At 59.8% G+C, this 23,300-nt stretch carries 20 protein-coding genes; 3 read left to right on the forward strand and 17 right to left on the reverse strand.

The genetic code is table 11. The features are described from left to right. Positions 1-195: 195 nt before the first annotated feature. From ychF to dnaE, 4 genes are all read right to left on the reverse strand, one after another. A complete protein-coding gene (gene ychF, locus DMP07_RS03840; RefSeq protein ID WP_123197821.1) occupies positions 196-1,260 on the reverse strand; it encodes a redox-regulated ATPase YchF in 1,065 nt (354 codons plus the stop codon). Between the two features lie 349 nt (positions 1,261-1,609). Continuing rightward, positions 1,610-2,992: a sodium-dependent transporter gene (locus tag DMP07_RS03845; RefSeq protein ID WP_123197822.1), complete on the reverse strand. Its 1,383-nt coding sequence runs from the start codon at positions 2,990-2,992 to the stop codon at positions 1,610-1,612. 274 nt (positions 2,993-3,266) lie between these two features. After that, complete coding sequence (gene truA, locus DMP07_RS03850) at positions 3,267-4,145, reverse strand: tRNA pseudouridine(38-40) synthase TruA (RefSeq protein WP_244594844.1); 879 nt, start codon at positions 4,143-4,145, stop codon at positions 3,267-3,269. Between the two features lie 108 nt (positions 4,146-4,253). Then, entirely contained in the window at positions 4,254-7,715 is a 3,462-nt protein-coding gene (gene dnaE / locus DMP07_RS03855; protein WP_123197824.1) for a DNA polymerase III subunit alpha, read from the reverse strand. Between the two features lie 364 nt (positions 7,716-8,079). Between dnaE and DMP07_RS03860 the strand changes: the two genes are divergently transcribed. Both DMP07_RS03860 and DMP07_RS03865 read left to right on the forward strand, forming a co-directional pair. Beyond that, a complete protein-coding gene (locus DMP07_RS03860; RefSeq protein WP_123198042.1) occupies positions 8,080-8,583 on the forward strand; it encodes a pyridoxamine 5'-phosphate oxidase family protein in 504 nt (167 codons plus the stop codon). Positions 8,584-8,663: 80 nt separating this feature from the next. Then, positions 8,664-9,389, forward strand: a complete 726-nt coding sequence (locus DMP07_RS03865; protein WP_123197825.1) for a B3/B4 domain-containing protein — start codon at positions 8,664-8,666, stop codon at positions 9,387-9,389. 81 nt (positions 9,390-9,470) lie between these two features. Here the strand turns inward: DMP07_RS03865 and DMP07_RS03870 are convergent, their stop codons facing one another. Further along, entirely contained in the window at positions 9,471-10,439 is a 969-nt protein-coding gene (locus DMP07_RS03870; RefSeq protein ID WP_123197826.1) for a response regulator transcription factor, read from the reverse strand. Positions 10,440-10,870: 431 nt separating this feature from the next. Between DMP07_RS03870 and DMP07_RS03875 the strand changes: the two genes are divergently transcribed. Then, on the forward strand, positions 10,871-12,454 hold the full coding sequence (locus tag DMP07_RS03875) for a YfcC family protein (RefSeq protein ID WP_123197827.1): 1,584 nt from the start codon (positions 10,871-10,873) through the stop codon (positions 12,452-12,454). Positions 12,455-12,820: 366 nt separating this feature from the next. On the opposite strand, the gene DMP07_RS03880 is transcribed toward DMP07_RS03875, so the two are convergent. The 12 genes from DMP07_RS03880 to upp all read right to left on the reverse strand — a co-directional run bounded on the left by DMP07_RS03880 (position 12,821) and on the right by upp (position 23,257). Further along, positions 12,821-14,509 (reverse strand): S-layer homology domain-containing protein, encoded by a 1,689-nt coding sequence (locus DMP07_RS03880; protein ID WP_161957015.1) that lies wholly within the window; start codon positions 14,507-14,509, stop codon positions 12,821-12,823. Between the two features lie 362 nt (positions 14,510-14,871). Beyond that, positions 14,872-15,135, reverse strand: coding sequence for an ATP synthase F1 subunit epsilon (atpC, locus tag DMP07_RS03885; protein ID WP_123197829.1), 264 nt, complete (start codon positions 15,133-15,135; stop codon positions 14,872-14,874). Between the two features lie 3 nt (positions 15,136-15,138). After that, positions 15,139-16,596, reverse strand: a complete 1,458-nt coding sequence (gene atpD, locus DMP07_RS03890; RefSeq protein WP_123197830.1) for a F0F1 ATP synthase subunit beta — start codon at positions 16,594-16,596, stop codon at positions 15,139-15,141. Beyond that, a complete protein-coding gene (gene atpG / locus DMP07_RS03895) occupies positions 16,597-17,496 on the reverse strand; it encodes an ATP synthase F1 subunit gamma (RefSeq protein WP_123197831.1) in 900 nt (299 codons plus the stop codon). A 14-nt stretch (positions 17,497-17,510) separates the two neighbouring features. Then, positions 17,511-19,076: a F0F1 ATP synthase subunit alpha gene (gene atpA / locus DMP07_RS03900; RefSeq protein WP_211324501.1), complete on the reverse strand. Its 1,566-nt coding sequence runs from the start codon at positions 19,074-19,076 to the stop codon at positions 17,511-17,513. Further along, complete coding sequence (atpH, locus tag DMP07_RS03905; protein WP_123197833.1) at positions 19,070-19,648, reverse strand: ATP synthase F1 subunit delta; 579 nt, start codon at positions 19,646-19,648, stop codon at positions 19,070-19,072. The genes atpA and atpH overlap by 7 nt, the downstream gene beginning before the upstream one ends. Then, entirely contained in the window at positions 19,638-20,282 is a 645-nt protein-coding gene (atpF, locus tag DMP07_RS03910; RefSeq protein WP_123197834.1) for a F0F1 ATP synthase subunit B, read from the reverse strand. Before atpF ends, atpH begins: the two co-directional genes overlap by 11 nt. Before the next feature lie 17 nt (positions 20,283-20,299). Beyond that, positions 20,300-20,518 (reverse strand): ATP synthase F0 subunit C, encoded by a 219-nt coding sequence (gene atpE, locus DMP07_RS03915; RefSeq protein ID WP_009139508.1) that lies wholly within the window; start codon positions 20,516-20,518, stop codon positions 20,300-20,302. Between the two features lie 137 nt (positions 20,519-20,655). Next, complete coding sequence (gene atpB, locus DMP07_RS03920) at positions 20,656-21,450, reverse strand: F0F1 ATP synthase subunit A (protein WP_123197835.1); 795 nt, start codon at positions 21,448-21,450, stop codon at positions 20,656-20,658. Between the two features lie 23 nt (positions 21,451-21,473). Next, entirely contained in the window at positions 21,474-21,746 is a 273-nt protein-coding gene (locus tag DMP07_RS03925) for a hypothetical protein (protein WP_244594845.1), read from the reverse strand. 174 nt (positions 21,747-21,920) lie between these two features. Next, positions 21,921-22,388: a deoxycytidylate deaminase gene (locus DMP07_RS03930; RefSeq protein WP_123197837.1), complete on the reverse strand. Its 468-nt coding sequence runs from the start codon at positions 22,386-22,388 to the stop codon at positions 21,921-21,923. A gap of 224 nt (positions 22,389-22,612) precedes the next feature. After that, complete coding sequence (upp, locus tag DMP07_RS03935; protein WP_123197838.1) at positions 22,613-23,257, reverse strand: uracil phosphoribosyltransferase; 645 nt, start codon at positions 23,255-23,257, stop codon at positions 22,613-22,615. Positions 23,258-23,300 lie beyond the last annotated feature (43 nt).

A 23,300-nucleotide genomic window follows, 5' to 3' on the forward strand; every position in this document is an offset into this window, starting at 1 on the left:
CATCTTACCGCGCGAACCCGGCCGAAAGCTTGCTCGCAGCAGAAATGCGGCGACGCGCCACATGCCGCAGGCGCACAGATGCCGCGTCCGCCCGAGCACGCGGCGCGACGAATCGCGAACACCCTCCTGACGCACGAAAGGCGCTCTCATCGCGAGAACGCCTTTCGATACATGCCGGTCTGAAACGGGATCGGTTTACACGTTGAACTTGAAGTGCATGACGTCGCCGTCCTGCACCACGTATTCCTTGCCTTCCTGGCGCAGCTTGCCGGCTTCGCGGCAGCCCTTCTCGCCGCCCAGGGCGATGTAGTCTTCGAAGCTGGCGGTTTCGGCCTTGATGAAGCCGCGCTCGAAATCGGAATGAATAACGCCCGCGGCCTGCGGAGCCTTTGCGCCCACAGGAATGGTCCAGGCGCGGGTCTCGATTTCGCCGCTGGTGAAGTAGCTCTGCAGGCCCAGCAGCTTGTAGGCCTCGCGGATCAGGCGAGCAAGACCGCTTTCGGACAGACCGAGCTCTTCCATGAACATCTTGGCGTCTTCGGGGTCGAGCTCGGACAGGTCGGCCTCGGTCTTCGCGCAGATGGGCACGGGAATCTGGCCGTCGATTTCAGGAAGCTCGGCACCCAGCTGGTCTTCGTCGACGTTGGCGATGTAGAGCATGGGCTTGCAGGTAAGCAGGCACAGGTCTTTGATGGCGGCCATCTCGTCGTCGTTCAGGCCCAGCGTCAACGCGCGATGGCCCTCGTTGAGGCCCTCGAGCACCTTCTTGGCCGTCTCGAACTTGAACACGGCGGTCTTATCGCGCTTGGATTCCTTCTCAAGGCGCGGCAGAGCCTTTTCGAGCGTGGCGATGTCGGCCAAGACCAGCTCGGTCTTGATGGTTTCCACGTCGGACTGAGGGTCGACCTTTTTCGACACGTGTTCGACGTTGGGATCGCTGAAGAAGCGCACGACCTCGCAGATGGCATCGGTCTCGCGGATGTTGGCCAAGAACTTGTTGCCGAGACCTTCGCCCTGGCTGGCGCCCGCCACCAGGCCTGCGATGTCGACGAACTCGACCGTAGCAGGAACGATCTTCGTCGGATGGTCCAGCGTGGCAAGCGCCTCGAGACGCTCGTCGGGAACGGGAACCAGGCCCACGTTAGGCTCGATCGTGGCGAACGGATAGTTGGCAGCGAAACCGCTCTTCTTCGTAAGCGCGGTGAACAACGAGGACTTGCCGACGTTGGGCAGGCCCACGATACCGATAGAAAGCGACATGGCGTATCTCCTTGAAGCCGTGAAAGCGACGAATAAACGTACCGTCCATCATACCAAACCATGCAAGCACGCATGAAAAGACCCGAACCCGACCAAGCAAACCAAAAAAGAACCCGCGCCAAAAGCGCGGGTCCCAAAACAAAAACGAGCGGGGTCGTGGTTCGGGCGCTCGCGTTTCTCCGGCTTCGCCTTTCCAAAACCATCCAAACGCCCGAGCGAGCGGGGTCGCGATCCGAATCGCTCGCTTCCTCACACTTCCCCGTTCATAGGCCGTCAAGCGGAGCTCGACGCATAGCGAGCGAAGCGAGCGATAGGAGAGCGAGCGACTTCGGATGCGACCCCGCGAGCGCTACATGGAGAACAACCCCAGCGTCTGCGCCACGTAAGCGACCAGGATGACCACCAGCACGACGGGAGCGACGTATTTGACCATCACGGTCCACACGCCCGCCAGCTTGAACTTGGCGGATTCGCGGACCTCGTCGATGACGACCTTCGGGCCGATGATCCAACCGACGAAGATGCAGGTCAGCAGTGCGGCGATCGGCATCAGGACGGAGTTGGACACGAAGTCGAGGAAGTCGAGGATCGAGGAGCCCTCGCCCAGGGGCTGGATGAACGACAGCGAGCTGTAGCCCATGTTGACGATGATGCCCATGACCGTGGTGAAGGCGATCACGATGACCAGCGCGCGGCGACGAGAGCACTTCGTGCCGTCGGAGATGATCGAAGTGCAAGTCTCGACAAGCGAGATGGAACTCGTCAGCGCCGCGAACAGGACCAGGATGAAGAACACGAAGCCCAGCGCGGAAGCCATGCCGCCCATGTTCTGGAACACCTGAGGCAGGATGATGAACATCAGGGACGGACCGGAGTTCTCGGCCACGGCCTCGCCGGAACCGAGAGCGGCGAAGGTGGCGGGGATGATCATGAGGCCCGCGAGCAGCGAGACGCCGAACGTGGTGCCCGCGATTTGCGTGACGCTGGAGGTGAGCTTGGTGGACTTCTTCAGATAGGAGCCGTAGGTCACCATGATGCCCATGGCGAGCGACAGCGTGAAGAACGTCTGGCCGAGCGCTGCGATGATCAGCTCAGGCGAAATGGCGCTCAGGTCGGGCAGCAGGTAGAAGGCCAGGCCGTCCATGGCGCCGGGCAGCGTGAGCGCGTAGATCGCGACGCCTGCGGCCATGACGATCAACAGCGGCATCATGACGAGATTCGCCTTTTCGATGCCCTTGTTGACGCCCAGGGCGACGACCAGATAGGTCAGAGCCATGAACACCAGCATGAACGCCATGCTCTCGGAACCGCTGGAGATGAAGTTCGTGAAGAACCCGCCGCCGTCAGCAAGCGCCGCAGGCCCCTCGACCGCATAGCCGACCAGGTACTTGGTGACCCAGCCGCCGATGACGCAGTAATACGGCACGATAATGAACGGAACCGCCGACATAAGCACGCCGATGAACATGTACTTCTTGCCGAACGCCTTGAAAGCGCCGATCGAGCTCTGCCCCGTCTTGCGTCCGAGCGCCGTCTCGAGCAGCAGCAGCGCCAGGCCGATGGTGAATACGAACACGAGGTACACGAACAAGAACGTGCCTCCGCCGTATTTCGCCGCCAGATACGGGAAGCGCCACATGCTGCCCAGGCCGACCGCGGAAGCGGCGGCTGCCAGCACGAACGCCAGCTTGCCCGACCAAGATGCACGTGCGGGAGTAGCCGAATCTGCCATGGTCCGTCCTTTCCATCCAGGCGGGCATACGCCCGCGAACCGAGCGAAACCGGACCGATATGAAAATGGCTCGCACATTCTTGCAGCTGGATGTGCGAACCTTTTAATCAACAAAACGATCCGTTTCGCGAATATGGCACTTTATTGTAGCGTAGTGCCCCAGTTCCCGACGGAAGAATTCGCTCCGAGCGACGAATGGCAACATATTGGAAACGTTCAAGCATCGAAACGGCTCCGAACGAGCCGTTCGCCGCGCGAGGCGACCGCACGTCGTTTAGCCGACGCCGCCCTCGCAGCGCTCTTCGTAGCCGACGCGCCAAAACGTCAGGCCCGCGGCAGGCGCGTTCTGCCCCGCCGCCGAGCGATCGCGAGCGGCGAGCACGTCGTCGACCCAGGCCGCATCACGCTTGCCGCGGCCCACCTCGACGAGCGTGCCCACCATCGTGCGCACCATGGAATGCAGAAACGCATTGCCCACCACGCGCACGGTGATCACAGGCGTGCCTGCAAGCATTTCGGGATAGACGTCGCACGCCATGACGTTGCGGCAGGTGGAGCGGCCATCGGCTTCGATCATGTGGGCCGACGCAGCCATGCAGAAGCTCTTGAAATCGTGCTCGCCCACCAGGCGCGCGGCGGCGCGCTGCATGGCGTCGACGTCGAGGTCGACGCCGCCGAGATGCCACACGAGCGGCATGACCAGCACGGGGCGGGCGCTCTGCGTGCAAATATGGTAGTGGTATTCGCGCCAACGCGCGTCGAAGCGGGCATTGAAGCCGAAGGGGCGCTCTTCCACCGCAGAAATGGAAATGCCGTCGTCGACCAGCGCGTTCATCGAGCGCTGCAGCGAGCGCGGCGTCTTGGCGCGCATCTCCTCGTCGGTCAGATCGAAGCTGACCACCTGGCCGAGCGCATGAACGCCCGCATCGGTGCGGCCCGCGCAGACCGTCTTGACCTCGCGACGGTACAGAAGCGAAAGCGCCTGCTCGAGTTCGCCCTGGACGGTTTTCACATGGCTTTCGGCCTGACGCGCGAACCCGGCGAACGGGGCGCCGTTGTAGCCCAGCGTCAAAGACATCGTGCGGCAAAATCCTACGGGCTCCTGCCCTTCGTTGGTCGCGCCGGTCGAAGGCGCCTGTCCTTTCGTCATCATATCCTCACGTATAACAAGACGCGCGCAAGCCGGCGGCGTCGGATTACGAAAACGGGGCGGCCGCGCCCGACGCGGCCGCCCCGCAGCATACAGCGCGAAGCCTCGCTTCTAGCCGGCCTTCCATACCGGACGGCCGAACAGGTCCAAAATCTCCGAGAACAGCAGGTTGTTCGTCACATCCACCGTCATCGGAAGCTCGGCATGGAACTTGCGCCCGTCGGCCTGCTGGATCCTGAGCACCACGGCATCGCGGCCCGGGTGGCTCTTCAAGATCTTCTGCAGCTGCGCCGACGTGACCGCGTCGAAATCGGACGCGTTCAGCTTGATTTCGAGATGGCTCGGGCCTGCATGCGCCTCATCCAGCTCGAGGCGCTCCACCTCGAACGCCATGATCTGGTCGCCGCGGTCGGAATGCTCGAACTTACCCCTCACCTTCACGATGGCGTCTTCCTGCAGCGCGTCCTGGAAGTCGTCGTACTTGAAGCACACGCCTTCGACATGGCCCGTGGTGTCCTCGAGCACGAAGTTGGCCATCTTCTTGCCCTTCTTCGTCAGCTTCACGCCGACGCTCGTAATCAGGCCGGCGAACACGCCGCTGTTGATGTCGCCCTTGTGTTCGGCAAGATCGCCCAGGTGGTATTTGGTTATGCGCCGCAGCGCGCCTTCGAACGGTCGCAGCGGATGGTCCGAAACGTAGATCTTCAAGATCTCTTTCTCGTAGGCGAGCAGCGTGCGCTTATCCCACTCCACGCCGTCGGCGGGCGGAACGTCTTCTTTGAAGCCGCTGTCCTCGACGCCGGCGAACATGTCGAACATGCTCACCTGGCCCGCATCGCGGTCACGCTGGCGCTTCGAGGCGCTTTCCAGGATGGGCGTCTCTTCGATGAAGTACATGAGCTGCTTGCGCGTGTAGCCCGTGCTGTCGAAGGCGCCGGCCTTGATCAGCGCTTCGAGCGTCTTGCGGTTGTAGCACTTCGTGTCCAGGCGGTTCACGAAGTCGTGCAGGCTCGTGTACGGGCCGTTGGCATTGCGCTCGGCGATGATGGCCTCGGCCACCGCGCCGCCGACGCCGCGCACGCCCGCCAGGCCGAAGCGGATGCCTTCGTCGAGCGGCGTGAACTCGAGGTTCGACGAGTTGATATCGGGCGGCAAGACGGGAATGTTGCTATGCGTGCAGCTGGCGATGTATTTGATCAATTTATCGGCGTTGCCCATGTAGCTGGACAGGACGGCCGCCATGTATTCGTGCGGATAGTACGCCTTCAGGTATGCCGTGCGCATAACCAGGATGGCGTATGCCGCCGAATGCGACTTGTTGAACGCGTACTTCGCGAACTTCTCAGCGTCTTCCCAGATCTTCTCGGCGATTTCGAGCGAATAGCCGTTTTCGACGGCGCCGTTGCACCAGTCGTCCTTCAGCTTCATCATGACGTCGAGCTTCTTTTTGCCCATGGCCTTGCGAAGCTTGTCCGCCTTGCCTGCCGAAAAACCGCTCATCACCATGGAGATCTGCATGATCTGCTCCTGGTAGACCATGGTGCCGTAGGTTTCTTCGAGCAGCGGGCGAAGGCGGTCGTCGTAGTAGTGCACGGGCGTCTTGCCGCTTGCCACCTTGATGTAGTCTTCCACCATGCCGGACTCCAACGGGCCCGGACGGTTCAGCGCGATCGAGGCCACGACGTCGGAGAAACGCTTGGGTGGCAGGCGTGCGAACAGGCCCACGTAGAGCGCGCCTTCGACCTGGAACAATCCGTCCATGTTGCCCGACTGCATGAGCTCGAACGCCTTGTCGTCCTCGGTGGGAATCTCCTCGGGAACGATCTCGATGCCGAAACGTTCCTTGATGTTGCGACACGCGCGCGAAAGCACGCCCAGCGTGCGCAGGCCGAGGAAGTCCATCTTGAGCAGGCCCAGGTCGGGCGTGTAATGGCCGTCGTATTGCGTGATGATGCCGCCGCCCTTGGTGTCGCGCTTCATGGGCACGTGATCGGACATCGGGTCGCGGCAGATGATCGTGGCGCATGCATGCACGCCCTCGCCGCGCACGTTGCCCTCGATCGAGCGCGCCGCGTCGATGACCTCGCGCGATTCGGGCTCGGTATCGTAGGCTTTCTTGAAATCGGGGTTGGTAGCCAGCGCCTTGTCAATCGTAATGCCCAGCTCATCGCCGACCATCTTGCACAGACGGTCGCCAACGCCGTAGGGATGTCCCAGAACGCGCGCCGCGTCGCGAATAGCGTTTTTCGCCTGCAGCTTACCGAACGTAATGACGCCGGAAACGTGGTCTTCGCCATAGACGTCTTTGATGTGCTCGATGACTTCTTGGCGTCGCTCGTCCTCGAAGTCGACGTCGATATCGGGCATCTCCACACGCTCGGGCGACAGGAATCGCTCGAACAGCAGGCCGTTGGACAACGGGTCGAGGTCGGTGATGCCCATCGCGTATGCCACGATGGCGCCTGCGGCCGAACCGCGGCCGGGTCCTACGCCGATGCCCTGCATACGGGCCCATTCGATATATTCCTGCACGATGAGGAAGTATGCGGGGAAGCCCTGCTGGATGATGATGCCCATCTCGTAGTCGGCGCGCTCCTGCACTTCGTCGGGAACGGGATCGCCATAGCGCTTGACCAGGCCTTCCTGGACGCGCTTACGGAACCAGCTTTCCTCCGTCTCGCCCTCGGGCAAGGGGAAGCGCGGCAGGATCGAGTCGCGCTCCAGCTCGACGTTGCACTTCGCGGCCAGCTCCACCGTGTTGTCGCACGCCTCGGGGAAGTCGCGCAGCGCGGCGCGCATCTCTTCCTCGGTCTTCATATAGAACTGGTCGTTGGCGAAACGCATGCGGTTCTCGTCGTCCATGTTAGAACCGGTGCCGATGCACAGCATGATGTCCTGCGCGCGGGCGTCTTCCTGCGTCAGGTAATGAAAATCGTTGGTGGCGATGGTCTTGAGACCCAGCTCGTTGGCGATCTTGGTCAGCTCGACGTTCATGTCGCGCTGCGTCATGCCGCCGTTGGTGGTGATGCCCTGGTCCTGCAGCTCGATATAGAAGTCGCCGGGCTCGAAAAGCTCCGCGAACCTACGGGCCCACGTGCGGGCGCCATCGAAATCACGCGCGTCGATGCAGCGCGGAATGATGCCGGCGATACAGGCCGACGAGGCGATGAGGCCCTCGGAATAGCGCTGCAGCATGTCGAAGGTGGTGCGCGGCTTGTAATAGAAGTTGTCCACATGCGACTCGGACACCAGGCGCACCAGATTGTGATAGCCCACGTTGTTCTTGGCAAGAAGCACCATGTGATACAGACGCGACTTAGTCTTCGTTCCGACCTCGGGGTCTTCGGTGAAATAGATCTCGCAGCCATAGATCGGCTTGACGCGCGTGCCGGTTTCCTTCTCGACCGCGTCGCACGCGTCGCACAGCTCGGGCACGCCGCACATGACGCCGTGGTCGGTGATCGCCACGGCGGGCATGCCCAGGTCGGCGGCACGGCGCACCATGTTCTTGATCTTGGTGGCGCCGTCGAGCATGGAATACTCGGTGTGGTTGTGAAGATGAACGAATGCCATAGCGTGCTTGCTCCTTGATGCTCATGCTATCCGTGATACGGCAGATGCGCGAGCGAAGCGGGCCGGGCACGCCGTTGAATGCAGCCGGCGAGCCGCCTCTTGTCGCGCACTTTCGAATCGATTCCGACCCATCATACCAGCCGTCCGCGAAACGAAGAGCGAACAGGCTATGGAGTTTTCAGCACAACTTTTTTCGACAAAATACCCCGCAATCGCGCCGCTTCGCAGGCTCGAGAATCCATCCGCCCCGTTCTCCCTCGACGCACAAAACGCCGACAGGGCCGTTCGCACCCGTTAACGGGTGTATCATGGCATCCTGACCGAATCGGCGGTCCCCCAGTTCCTCCACGAAACGGAGAAAACCATGCATCGCTACGATATGCGCAGGTCATCACGACGAATGGACGATTCCGCCATATGCGACATCTTGGCACGAGGCGGATACTGCACCCTCGCCTGCATCGATGCGGACGGCCTCCCCTACGGCGTTCCTCTTTCTTATATCTACATGAAAGACAGTGGGAAGGAATGGGAGGGCCTAGGCGCTATCTGCTTCCATACCACGAATGAATCGGGCCGCAAGCTCGACGCCTTCGCGACGGGCCGACGCGCATGCGCCACGATCGTCGAAGATGCTACAGCGCGTTTTCAAGACGGGTCGTTTACCGCAGGCTTTTCGTCGGTCATGGCATTCGGACGCATCAGACGCATCGAAGACCCCGTGGCCGCCCGCAAAGTGCTCGTAGGACTATGCATGAAATACCTGCCCGAATACAAATACGGCATCGGAACTGCGCTCGAAACCGATTTCGACGCGACCGCTGTCTGGGAGCTCGACATCGAAGAGCTGTCAGGCAAGAAAAACTAACCGTAGGCAAATCTTGTTCTATCGCATTAGAATGCAAAACAATATAGGTAAAAGCATGCTTGCGATATGAAAAGGTTTTTATGCAGAAATTCATCGCCGAAGAAAGTTTTTGGAACCTCTTCCCCGACGCCGCCATCGGCGTTGTCGTGGCACGGGGCATGAAAAGCGCAGCCGACGTCTCGCCCGAAACGGCAACGATGCTCTCCCAGCTGCTCGTTGCAGCGAACGGCATGGCCGAAACCCATCTAACGAGCGAGGTCATCTCCGAAAACGACGTCGTCAGGGTATGGAGAGACGCCTATCGTTCGTTCAAGACGAAAAAAGGAGCGCGCTGTTCCATCGAAAACCTGCTTAAGCGCGTCCTCAAAGGAAACCCTGTACGCTCCATCAATCCGTCGGTCGACATTTACAACGCCATCTCGCTCAAGTACGCCCTCCCCGTTGGGGGCGAGGATATAGACGCCCTTGCCGGAGACGTGCGTCTTGGCCTCACCGAAGGCGGCGACCCTTTCCTTCCTCTCGGAGAAAACGATGAGGACCCGACCCTTCCTGGCGAGCTTTGCTACCTCGACGACGCCGGCGCCATTTGCCGCTGTTGGAATTGGCGCGATGGACAACGCAGCGCCCTTTCCGACGATTCCAAAAACGCCCTCCTCGTCATCGAATGCGTCGATCCCGCACGCCTCGACGACCTGAAAGCCGCCCTCGACGACCTAGCGAGCCTCGTCGAATCCTGCCTTGACGCGACGATCGAACGCAAAGCCGTGATCACGCGAGAAAACCCCTCTCTGACGATCGCCGATTAGCGACGCGAAAGAACGAGAACCGCCCCGGCCCCTTCGTGAAGAAGGAATCGGGGCGGTTCTTTTTTCCAAAAGCAAATAGCGCTATGAATGCATGCGGAAGTCGCGCATGAGGTCTTGGCGGTTTGCCTGACCCGTTTTGTGCAAGATGTTGTGCACATGCACCTTGACGGTGGAAAGAGCGAGACTCATCTCGCTGGCAATGCACTGATTATCCTTGCCCAGCAAAACCTCCCTGAGCACCTCTTCTTCTCTCGCCGAAAGCCCATAACGGTCGCAATACGAGGGCAAGCCGTTGGCTATGAAAGCAACCGTCTTATCACAGTTTTCAGCAGGCGGCGTTTTGAAATGCAGGGCGAACAAACGCCAGCATCCGACGCAAACGAACGCAGCGCACCAAATCATGAGTGCATTCTCGGCGAAATTTCGTTCAGGGAAAAACGGAACCGACCCCGATGCCACCAGCTGCGGATCGATGACGAACATGAATACCGCATTCTCGGCCACGACGCATATCACGAGAACCCACAATCCGGCATAGAAATGACGGTAGCGCCACAGGCGCTCGCGCAAGACGCCATCGGTCGAGCCGATGTAGCACACGGCCACATACAACAGCATCCAGATCATCACGAGCGAACGCATGCCGTAGAACAGGAACAGCCCCAACGGACCGCCGTCGACCAAAAAATACAGCGCGACGCTTCCGGCAGCGAACACCGCGGCGGGAGCGACCATGAACGCTTTGTTCCTCACTTCGAAGAAGTCGCATAGACACAACCAAAACGAAGCGATCAAGCCCGTGCCCGTGACGACGGAAGGCAGCTGCGAGCCGACGAAATAGATAGAATCGAGCGGCGCCGATCCGCCGCGCAGCAGAAAATCATCCTGAAAAACCAGCGCCACGTCGAGAAAGTACGAAAGGAATCCGGCGCAGGCGAGAATGAGGACGCGCCGATGGGAAACGAGATAACCGGAGAGGCAGAACGCCGCCGCGACAATGCTCACCAGCAAGATGAACAGCGTGTAGTAGAACATAGCTATGACCGTCATACAGATAAGCCCCTACTTCGCGAATAATCGGATATGGCCGACAATGGCGCCCCAACGGTGACGAAACCGCACATAAATAACGCGTTTAGTATTCTACACCCAAATTAAACCCTTGCCCAACCCAGCTTAAATATCGCCGAGAATACGTTTCGGGCGTATATTCATCCCATAGAAGCGACTATCCGTGAATCAACCGAATCTGAACCGAACCTATCTTCAAGTATTCGACTTCACGCAAAGCCGCAGACCGCATCCACCCCTATCCGATGCGGTCTGCGCCCCTTTTCCATATTCCTCCGAAGCGAACGGGGCATGTCTGGAGGAATATTCCATGTCTAGCGAGGACCGCATGGGAAGAGCGGCCTTTCGATAGAAGAAGAGAGAGGCCGAAACGTTTCGACGATTCGGCACGACAACTGCAAGGAGGCACAATGTCAGCAGAAGCCACGGCCGCCAAGCCGGCCGCGACGGTGGACGCACCGCCGAAGAAAAAGAAGAAATTCAGCGTTCCTACAGCGTTCACGATTTTGTTCGTGATCACCATCTTGGCCGTTATCGCTACGTGGTTCATCCCCGCAGGCGCCTACTCCAAGCTGGCCTACCTGCCCGATAGCTCCGAATTCCAGATCACGGAGCCCAGCGGCGAAGTCCGCACCATTCCCGCAACCGAAGAGGCCTTCCGCGCCGACCCCGAGCTGCAGGACATGAAGGTCGACGTCGAGAAGTTCCTCGACGGCTCCATCACCAAGCCTATCTCTGTCCCTGGCACCTACGAGGAGCTGCCTCAGCAGCCTAAGGGCCTGTTCGACGTAACGGCCGCCATGGTCAACGGCACCATCAACGGCGTCGACATCATGGTCTTCATCCTCGTCCTGGGCGGCCTGATCGGCGTCGTCAATGCATCGGGCGCATTCGAATCGGGCCTGGTGGCCTTGACGAAGAAAACCAAGGGTCGCGAGTTCCTCTTGGTGTTCCTCGTCAGCGTCTTGATGGTTCTGGGCGGCACGACCTGCGGCCTCGAAGAGGAAGCGGTCGCATTCTACCCGATTCTCGTGCCTATATTCCTTGCTTTGGGATATGACTCCATCGTCTGCGTCGGCGCTATCTTCCTCGCCGGCTCCATGGGCACCACGTTCTCCACGATCAACCCGTTCTCCGTCGTTATCGCGTCCAACGCCGCAGGCGTCGCCTGGACCGAGGGTATCGAATGGCGCGTCATCGGCTGCGTTGTCGGCGCCATCGTGGTCGTGAGCTACCTGTACTGGTACTGCAAGAAGATCAAGAAGAACCCCGAGGCCTCTTATACGTACGAGGATCGCGAGCACTTCGCCAAGCTCTTCAGCGTCCATGACTCCAACTCTTCCACCATTCCCGCTTTCGACTGGCGTCGCAAGCTCATCCTGGTGCTGTTCGTGGCCGCCTTCGTCATCATGATCTACGGCGTCGTGAACCTGCACTGGTGGTTCCCGCAGATGGCTGCTTCCTTCCTGTTCATTGCGATTATCTGCATCTTCCTCACCGGCCTTGACGAGAAGACCGTCGTCGATGCCTTCATCAACGGCGCTTCGAGCCTCGTCGGCGTTTCCCTGATCATCGGTCTGGCCCGCGGCGTCAACCTGATCATGGAAGAGGGCTTCATCTCCGACACCCTGCTCTACTGGGCTTCCAACGCCGTCGCCGGCATGGAGGGCGCGGTCTTCATCATCATGATGATGGTCATCTTCTTCCTGCTCGGCTTCATCGTGCCGTCCTCTTCGGGCCTGGCCGTTCTGGCAATGCCCATCCTTGCGCCCCTCGCCGACACCGTCGGCATCGACCGCTCCATCATCGTCTCCGCGTACAACTGGGGCCAGTACGCAATGCTCTACCTGGCACCGACGGGTCTGGTCATGGCAACATTGACCATGTTGGACATGAAGTACACGCATTGGTTGAAGTTCGTTCTCCCGATGGTCGGCTTCCTGTTCGTGTTCGGCGGCGCACTGCTTGTGGCACAGGTCATGGTAGGCGCATAGCACGACAACCATTCGCCTTTAACGGCGGGTCGCCAATATCTCTTGAAAAGGGCCGCCCCCTCCTTGGACGGCCCTTTTCGCATGCTGCGGGTCCTAACCTAAGGCCCCGTAAAAGGAAGGTCGCCCTTATAGGCGGCCTTCCTTTTACGCTTCGGGCCCACCTGCATGACGAAGCGTCGAGGCGGAATCCGACCACGCCTTCACGCCCCATGTCTTCGAAGAGGCCGCTACTCCGAAAGATGCATGCTCGATGTCGACGCCGTGCGAAATACTCGCACGTACGACAAAGGACGGCCGCCTCGAGGGCGGCCGTCCTTTGCTTTCATCTTTCCTATATGACGCCGCACATCGCAACGTCCACGTTTTCTACCACTTGGAGGCGTCGACGGACACTTTACAGAACATAGCGCGGGTCGCAGTGCCCTGAGGATCGAGCGACACGCTGCCGTCCGGATTCACGATGCCGCCCATGACGCCCTCGTTGGCGAGCCACTTGAAATACGGAACCGCCCACGAAGACAGCTTCTCGATATCGTGCGTATTTGAAGCGCCGTTAGGCCAGTTCAGACCCGATGCATCGACATGCGCGCCGCGGAAGCGCTCCATATACGACGCGACCACCTTGGCCATCTCCTCGCGCGTGATAGTATCGTCGGGGCGCACCGTGGACGTGCCGCCGTTGTCGCCCGTGAAGATCTTGTTCTTATAGGCCCAGTTCATGGCCTCCGTGTACCATTCCCCGCCAAGGACATCGTCCCACGGGGTCTGATTGCTCGGACGCGACCCAGTGTCGGCGCCTTGGGCGCGGCAAAACACCATGGCAACCTGGGCGCGCGTCACAGGTTCTTCGGGCCTGAAATCGCCATCGGGAAAGCCCTGCATCAAACCGAGGCGCTTCGCCTCTGCGATATAAGGCGTATACCATGCGTCGGAACCGGAGTTATCGGGACCGGGCTGAGGCTGGGGGTCCGGCTGCGGCTCGGGCTCAGGTTCGGGCTTGGGCTCGTGCGTATCGCCCGTGCGGTCGATAATGGCCAGGCACTGAGCCTTCTCGCGCTTGTAGCGATTCTGCCATCCTTTGTGGTACTGCGGCTGCCCCTTGTAGAACACGGCCACGTTATCGACCACGTAGTCGCACAGCACGCTGACGAATTCCCTATCCGACATGTCGTCGCGCAGCCCTGCGCCGGGCCACACGTATTTCTCGCTGAGATAATGATAAATGCCGTCCCAATCGTAGCCGTCGGAAATGCCGCCGACGAACTTGCGCCACCCCGTATTGCCGAACAGGTTGGACATGCCCCAGCACAAGCCCTTCACCGCATCGTTGCGGTCGGAGATATCGATGCCGCGGCTTGCCAGATAACGCTCAGCAGGCATGTAATAGCTTTCGTATGCCCAGCCGTCCTGCAGGCGCGCGAACTCGCTGTCGGCCACGGCGACGCCCTTGCCGTCGGCGTTCGCGGCGGCAACCCAGGCTTCGTTGAGCGCCTTGCCGAGTTCGGTGAACTCTTCGACGCCTTCCTCGTTTTTCTGACGGATGGCATTGGCGGCCTTGAATTCGGCGGCGGGAATGGCGAGGAACTGCTTGAACATCGCGTACTTTTTCGGATTGTAGTTGTAGCACGCAATCAGGAAGTTCTGCAGGCCGTAGCGGTGGTCGAACTGGTAGAAGCCGAGGGCGTGATAGCCGTCGCCCCAGCTGAACGTGCGGTCGTACGTGCCGCCCTCGAACGCGCCGAAATAGAGCATGTCCTTCGAGATCTTCACGGGATACACGCTTGCGGCGCGTGCGGAATCGGACAGAAGCGCGACCTCGTCGTCTTCGGACTCGCTATAGAAATCGGCCTTGTCATAGCCCCCGACGGGAATCCAGTCCGAAGCTGCGCTTTCGACGGACGGCGCCTCGAACGATGCTGCGGCATCTGCTGCAGAAACCCCATAATCGAGCGACTCCTGAGCGGCCTGATCATCGGCAAGGGCCACCACAGGCGTCATGGTGAACGCCAAAGCGACCGACATGCCCGTCGCGATGACCTTGTTCCTAGTTTTCATGCATATCTCCTGAGCGTGTTCGTTCTCGTATGCGCGGACGGCGCGCACTCGAAGCCGTTCGGGCTGCCGAGCTGCGGCTGCACACCGCCGAGGCGGTGCAGGGAGCGCACTACGGCGCGTGATGTCCAACCGGTAAAACATACCACGACGGCATTGAGAATCGGCTTTCGAGAAGACGATTTTGCCCTCGCATCGAAAACACGCCATATTCCGAACAAGCGAGACGGCGTCTCGCAGACGGCTGCGCAGGTCGCGCGCTCCTAGAAGCGCCGCATCCAAACCGCTCACGACGTAGGCGCCTTCGACGCATAGAAAAAGGCGGCCCCTTGTGGGACCGCCTTCATGAAACACGAGCGCGATGCTTAGCGCTGTTCGGCCTTGTCGGCCAAGATGATGACCTTCGTGCCGCTAACCTGCACGTAGCCACCCTCGACGGCGAACTCCTTGAACGAGCCGCCCTCGTCTTCCTGAATGCGAACGACGCCGTCGCTCAGCGTGGAGACCAGGGGCACATGGCCCGACAGGAAGCCCATCTCCCCCTCGGTGCCAGGCACCGAAACGTAGTGGACTTCGCCGGTGTAGCACTTCGCTACGGGCGTCGCGATATCGCAGGTGAACTTCGCCATATCTTACGCCTCGGCCTTCTTCAGAGCCTCATAGTCGGCGTACACGTCATCGATAGAGCCCTTCAGACGGAAGCACTGCTCGGGGATCTCGTCGCACTCGCCGTCGAGAATGGCGGCGAAGGAGCGGACGGTGTCCTCCATCTTGACGTACTTGCCGGGCAGGCCGGTGAACTGCGTAGCCACGTGGAAGCACTGGCCGAAGAACTGCTGGGCCTTACGTGCACGAGACACGGTCAGCTTCTGCTCTTCGGAGAGCTCGTCCATACCCAGAATGGCGATGATATCCTGCAGGTCCTTGTAGTTCTGCAGGAGCTCCTGGATGCCGGTGGCGACGCGATAATGCTCCTCGCCCACGATGGCGGGCTCGAGAGCGCGGGAGGTGGACTCCAGCGGATCGACAGCCGGGTAGATGCCGAGCTCGGCGATGGAACGGGAAAGAACCGTCTTCGCGTCGAGGTGGGTGAACGTCGTGGCCGGCGCGGGGTCGGTCAAGTCGTCGGCGGGAACGTAAACAGCCTGCACCGAGGTGATGGAACCCGTGGTGGTAGACGTAATGCGCTCCTGCAGGTCGCCCATCTCGGTAGCGAGCGTGGGCTGGTAACCGACTGCGGACGGCATACGGCCGAGCAGTGCGGACACCTCGGAACCTGCCTGGGTGAAACGGAAGATGTTGTCGACAAACAACAACACGTCCTGACCCTGGTCACGGAAGTACTCGGCCTCGGTCAGACCGGCCAGACCGACGCGCAGACGCGCTCCCGGCGGCTCGTTCATCTGGCCGTAGACCAGACAGGTCTTCTCGATAACGCCGGACTCGCTCATCTCCAGGTAGAGGTCGGTACCCTCGCGGGTACGCTCGCCGACGCCGGTGAACACGGACGTGCCGCCGTGCTCCTGGGCCAGGTTGTTGATAAGTTCCTGGATGATAACGGTCTTACCGACGCCTGCGCCGCCGAACAGGCCCGTCTTACCGCCCTTGATGAAGGGCTCGATAAGGTCGATGGCCTTGATGCCGGTCTCGAAAATCTCGGTCTTCGTGATCAGGCTATCGTACTCGGGGGCAGGACGATGAATCGGCATGTAGCCGGAAACCTCGGGCATCGGCTTCTCGTCGACGGGCTCGCCGACGACGTTCCAGATACGACCCAGGGTCTCGGGACCGACGGGCATCATGATGGGATGGCCCGTGTCGACGACCTCGGCGCCACGCACCAGGCCGTCGGTGGAACTCATGGCGACGGAACGCACGAGGTTGCCGGGAAGCATGGTTTCGACTTCCAGGACGACGTGGATCTCGCCGACAGGAGTAGCGGCATCAACCGTCAGCGCGTTATAAATCGCCGGCAGCTGATCCGCAGGGAACTCGACGTCAACGACAGGGCCGACGATACGCACAATGCGTCCCGTAGCGCCTTTGCTGGCCTCAAGCTCCGCTTTGGTAAGCATTTTCTCGTCAGCCATTTAATCCTCCAAAGCTGCAGCGCCACCCACGATCTCGGAGATCTCAGTGGTGATGGCACCTTGACGTACACGGTTATACAACCTCGACAGCGTTTCCACCATCTCGTTCGCGTTCTCGGTGGCCGAGTGCATTGCGGAGCGGCGTGCGGACTGCTCGCCTGCGGCGGAATCGATCAACGCATGGTAGATCGAGGTGCGCAGGTATGCGGGCAGCAGACGCGCCAGCACTTCGGCCGGCTCGGGCTCGAACTCGAGGCCGGCAGGAACGGAATCGGTTGCAGCTTCCGCCGGATCGGCGGCAGCAGCCATGACAGCTTGCGTATCGACAGGCAGGATGACTTCCTCGCGAAGCACCTGTTCGGCGGCGTTCTTCGCGTGGTTGTACACCAGCACCACCTCGTCGATACTGCCTTCTTCATACGCTTTGACAGCGTAATCGGCGATGGCATTCGCCTCTTCGAGCGTAGGGTCGGCAGAAAGATCCTTGAAATCAAGCACCGGTTCGATCTTACGGTACTTGAAAAATCCAATAGCCTTCTTGCCGCAGGCGATAACATCGACCTCGACACCCTGCGCCTTTTTCGCGCGGATCAGCTTCTCGACCGTACGCAGGACGTTGGAGTTGAAGCCGCCGGCGAGGCCGCGGTCGGAGACCACGGCCACAACCAGCATGCGCTTCACATCCGAACGCTTTTCCAGCAAGGGGCTCTCGCTGGCCTGCACGCGTGCGGCGACGCCTTGCAGCATCTCGGTCATGGATTCGGCATAAGGCGTCGCGACGGCGATACGCTCGGTGGCGTATTTCACCTTGGCGCCTGCAACCATCTCCATGGTACGCGTGATCTGCTTGGTCGAAGAAACCGACTTGATGCGCTTTTCAATGTCGTGCAGGTTAGGCATATTCAGGCCTTCCTTTACGCCGCGAATTGCTTCTTGAAGGCGTCGATGGCCGCTTTGAGGCCCTCTTCGCTTTCAGGCGTGAACTTCGCATCCTCGCGGATCTTCTTCAGCACGTCTGCATGGCTCGCGCGCAGGTAGACGATGAGCTCGTCACGGAAACGAACGACGTCTTTGACATCGATATCGTCCAGGAAGCCCTTACCGCCGCAGTAGACGGCGACGGCCTCTTCCTCGAACGCCAGCGGATTATAACGGTTCTGCTTGAGCAGCTCCGTCATACGAGCGCCGCGATTGAGCTGGTCCTGCGTGGATTTGTCCAGGTCGGAACCGAACTGGGTGAACGCCTGGAGCTCACGATAAGCGGCAAGGTCGAGACGCAGCGTACCGGAAACGGACTTGACAGCCTTGGTCTGCGCAGAACCACCGACTCGGGAAACCGAGATGCCGACGTCGATTGCGGGACGCTGGCCCTGATAGAACAGGTCGGTGACCAGGAAGATCTGACCGTCGGTAATGGAGATGACGTTGGTCGGAATGTAAGCCGAAACGTCGCCTGCCTGCGTCTCGATGATCGGCAGAGCCGTCATGGAGCCGCAACCGTACTCGTCGGACATCTTCACTGCGCGCTCGAGCAGGCGAGAGTGCAGGTAGAAGATGTCGCCAGGGTAAGCCTCGCGTCCCGGCGGACGACGCAGGGTCAAAGACATCTGACGGTATGCGACAGCCTGCTTGGACAGGTCGTCGTAAATGATCAGCACGTGGCGGCCGTGGTTCTCGGGGCCTGCGGGCTGTCCGTCTTCGCCGGTGTAGACGAAGTACTCGCCCATTGCGGCACCGGCCATCGGAGCGATGTACTGCAGCGGGGCGCTATCGGAAGCGTTCGCAGCGACGATGATGGTCTTGTCCATGACGCCGTGCTTCTCGAGCGTTTCCATAACGCCCGCCACCGTGGAAGCCTTCTGGCCGACGGCAACGTAGATGCAGATGATGTCGGTGTTCTTCTGGTTGATGATGGCGTCGATCGCAATAGCGGTCTTGCCGGTCTGGCGGTCGCCGATGATCAGCTCACGCTGACCGCGTCCGATAGGCACCATAGCGTCGACGGCGATGATGCCGGTCTGCATGGGCTCATGAACGGGCTTGCGGCTGATGACGCCAGGGGCCTTGAACTCGACGGGGCGCGTGCCCTCGGCCTTGATCGGACCCTTGCCATCGATCGGCATGCCCAGCGGGTTCACGACACGACCGAGCAGACCCTTGCCCGAAGGCACTTCCATGATCTTGCCGGTAGTGCGAACCTGATCGTTTTCTCGAATTGCGGTGACATCGCCGAGGAGCACGGCGCCGACTTCGTCTTCCTCGAGGTTCTGAGCCAGACCGTACACGGTCTTGCCGCCCTCACCGAGGAATTCCAGAAGCTCGCCTGCCATGGCGCCCTTCAACCCATCGACGCGAGCGATACCGTCGCCGACCTGGACGACCGTACCGACCTCACGGGCATCGACGCTGGTTTCGAGCGACTCCAGCTGCTTGCGCAATGCTTCGTCGATAGACTTTGCGGTGATTTCTGTCACTAGCATTCACCTCCATCGTTAGATTCCGTAAGCACGTTGCGAGTTCGCTCCAATTGGGAGGCGACGCTCGCGTCGATGCGTTTTCCGTGGGTACTCATGATAATGCCGCCCAAGATGGACTTGTCGATATGCTCGCGCAACACGACGTTCTTGCCCAAATCCTTGGAAAGCTTGTCGGTGATGACCGTGCGAAGCTCGTCGTCGAGAGAGACCACCGTGGTCACATCGACGACGCAAACGCCCAGCTTCTCTTCAGAGGTCTCGTTGAAAGAAGAGACCACCGCAGAGAGCTTGCCGAGGTTGCCACGCTCCGCCATAACGGCGATCACGCTGTTGACCAAGGGGTCTACTCCCTCGAACACGTTAGCGGCCAAACGTCCACGCTGCTCAGGGGAATACGCCGGATTGACCAATGCGTCTCGCAAATCGGCATTGCCGCGATAGATGCGAAGCACGGTTTCCAGCTGATCGCGCACGTCGAAAACACGCTCTTGTCCGCCTTCATTCATGGCGGCCTCGAGAAGCAAGTTCACATAGGTGGCGACTTCTTCTTTTGCAAGCAGACGGTTAGTTGGCATTGAAGCTACCTGCCTCTTCGACATAGCGCTTGATCATAGCACGGTGCTGTTCGTCAGACAGGTCATTGCCGATGAGCTTGCCAGCGACGGCGACCGAGAGGTCGGCGACGGAGCTCTGCAGCTCGGAAACGGCGGCCTTCTTCTCAGCCTCGATAGCCGCGTGGGCTTTATCGATCATGTCGGCAGCTTCCTGATGCGCCTTAGCCGTGATGTCGGCCTTCACGTCTTCGCCGGTCTTCTTGGCGTCGGCGACGATACGGGAAGCCTCGGCCTTGGCCTCGGCGAGCTGCTGCTTGTACTCTTCAAGCAAGCGCTCGCTTTCCAGGCGGGCGTCTTCGGCATTCTTCAAATCATCGCGAATAGTGTTCGCGCGCTTCTCGAGCATGCGATCGAACACAGGCCAGCCGAACTTCGCAAGAACGACCCACAGAATAATGAAGGCGACGAGCATGGGGATGAATTCATTCATCTTGGGCAGAATGGCCTCGACGCCACCGCCCTCAGAAGCGAATGCATACGCGGGGCTGCAAAGAGCGGCTGCAGACGCGGAAACGACCACGGCGCCGATTTTTCCAGCCTTGGGTGAGTACGCTTTCAACTCGCTTGCCTCCTGTTCTTCTCTCGTGAAAATCATGCAGTAAATCGAATCGATTAACCGATGAAGAACAGAACCAAGCCGAGCAGTGCCAGAGCCTCGGACATAGCGGCACCGATGAAGAAGTAGCCCATGAGCTGACCCTTCATCTCAGGCTGGCGAGCAGCAGCGACGCACAGACCGTAGGTAGCGATACCAATGCCGATGCCAGGGCCGATAGCGGCCAGGCCGTAGCCGACGACCTTCAGTGCGGCGAGTGCGACAGTGATTTCCACAGTTTCCTCCTTTGTCGAACCCCATGCCTTTTTCTAATCGGGGTTTCTTACCTATATTTGTCAGCTGAAAGGTGCAGCTGCGACACCGAGTTCAATGCCGCGTAACGTGCGACGGACGGTAGCCCTACGCTCCGATACTAGTGCGCATGGGTGGCGGTGTTGATGTAGGACGCCGAGAGAATCGCGAACACGAATGCCTGGATGAAAGCGACCAGGCACTCCATGGCGTACATCAAGACCAGGAGCACGAACCATGCGATGGAGGGCAAGCCCGCGATCAGGTCCATAGAGCCTGCGAACAGCGCCTGCTGGATAAAGCAAGTGGTAGCGATGCCGAAAATGGCGAGCATCATGTGGCCGGCGAGCATGTTGCCGTAAAGTCGCACGGCCAGCGTAAGAACGCGAATGACCATGGAGAACAGCTCCAGGAACCAGATGACAGGAATCATGGGGCCGGGAACGCCGCTCGGACAAAGGTTCTTGAAGTAACCGATAAAGCCGAATTTCTTCAAGCCGTAATAGTTGAAATACACGAACGAAATAGCCGCAAGAGCCCAAGTGCAAGAAATAGCGCCCGTGGCGGTTTTGAAGCCGGGAATCAAGCCAAGGATGTTGCAAATCAAGATGAAGAAGAACATCGTGGCCAAAAAGGGAACATGCTGCTTGAAGCCATTGCCGATAACATCTTCGGCAATGCTCTTGTTCACGAACTCATAGCCGTATTCCACCGTGTTGAAGAACTTGTTGGTGGGAACGAGCTGCAGCTTTTTCGCGGAAATCAATACGACCGCGAACGTGACCGCAAGCGCGATGAACAGCCAGACCACATACTGGGTGACGTCCCAGCCGCCGATGCTGAACACCGTGTGGGGTTCGAAGTGCGCCGCGAGGCCTTGGGCCTCTGAGACGAACTGATTAAGAGCTTCGCCCATGAGATTCCTTCCTTAATGGTTCCCTATTCGACACGCTTGCGCTTGGCGAGCGCGTTTTTGTAAACGAAGTAGACGATGGTACTGCCCAGAAAGACAACGCCTTCGGCGATGACGAAAGAAACAAGTCCGTCACGCGCGAGCATGGCACAGGCAAGAAGGCCCGCGATCAAAACAACCAATGAAATGGCGACGCCCGCAAGGCCGTACAATCCAACTGTAAGAGCCTGAGTGGAAGTAGAACGGCGAGATAGTCTCAACGAAAGGAACAGGGGCAGGAATCCAAGGATTCCGGTCAATACTCCCAGTATAATGAGCATATCGCGCTGGTCACTCTCCTTCTATTCTTTCTTGGCAAATGTCTCGAATACAGCGAAATCGATGATCACTCTAGCAAAAAATACGCACCTGTTCCGTATTGCGTGAAGAAAAGTCGAAAAAATCGCGCAAATGGGGTGATATTTATGCGTCTTTTATACAGATTCCTCAACTCTGCGGATAAGTATGTCCGTCTCCGATAGAAGCTCTTGCGAAAGCTTATCGGGGTAAGGAGCAGAAAAAACCACCTCCTTGATTCCGGCATTGATGAGCATCTTGGCGCAGACCGAACAGGGCTCCGTGGTTATATAAATAGAAGAGCCTTCGATATCGATGCCGTAGCGCGCGGCCTGGATGATCGCGTTCTGCTCGGCGTGAAGGCCGCGGCAGATTTCGTGACGCTGTCCCGAAGGAATGCCGAGCTGCTCGCGCAAGCATCCCGTTTCCTCGCAGTGGCGCAGACCCGAGGGAACCCCGTTGTATCCCGTTGCCAGGATGCGGCGCTCCTTCACGATGACCGCCCCCACCGCGCGGCGCAGGCAGGTCGAGCGCTTCGATACCTCGAATGCGAGATGGATGAAGTACTCGTCCCACGAAGGACGCTCGATGTGACGCGTTGCCAAAACAGACTCCTTATCGGGCGGATGCGACGCAGCGCATTATAGATGAAACGTTGCTCGAATAAAGCACGCGTCCGACGCGTTTTCGGCGATGCGTCGGAATACCGGATCGCGCGGAGCGCCTACCGGAAAACATGCGAGGGGGTTCTCACCCCCTCGCAGAGAAACTCCGCGCCTCGAAAGCGGCACGGAACCGATTCTGGCCCTTCGCCCGGCGAGGCGAAACCCTATTTGGTGCCGAAAATGCGGTCGCCCGCGTCGCCCAGGCCGGGAACGATATAGGCGGCGTCGTTGAGGCGCTCGTCCACGGCGCAGGTGTAGAGCACCACGTCGGGATCGGCCTCGAGGACCGTCTTCACGCCCTCGGGGGCGGCGACGAGCACCATGAGCTTGAGGTTTTTCACGCCCTGCTTGCGCAGATACTCGATCGCGGCCACGAGGCTTCCGCCCGTCGCGAGCATGGGGTCGACCACCAAGACGTCGCGCTCGGCGATATCTTCGGGCATCTTGGCATAGTACTCGTGGGGGATGTGCGTCTCTTCGTCGCGATACATGCCCAGATGGCCCACGCGGGCGGCGGGAATGAGATCGAGCACGCCTTCGACCATGCCGAGGCCCGCACGCAGGATCGGCACGATCGCCATCTTGCGGCCCTTGATGATGCTGCACGTGGCTTCCGCCACCGGGGTCTCTACCACGACTTCCTCAAGCGGCAGGTCGCGCGTGGCCTCGTAGGCCTCGAACATGGCGAGCTCGCGCACCAGTTCGCGGAACTGCTTCGACGACGTGGTCTTGTCGCGCAGGATGGCCAGCTTATGCTGGACCATGGGATGGTCGACCACGATGACGCGGTCATTGTTCTCGAAAGCCATCGTTCCTCCTCGTATCGAAAGCACGGAAGGCCGTGCTCCCTTT

The sequence above is a fragment of the Slackia faecicanis genome, from assembly GCF_003725295.1.
In the GTDB taxonomy this organism is placed as follows: Bacteria; Actinomycetota; Coriobacteriia; order Coriobacteriales; family Eggerthellaceae; genus Slackia; species Slackia faecicanis.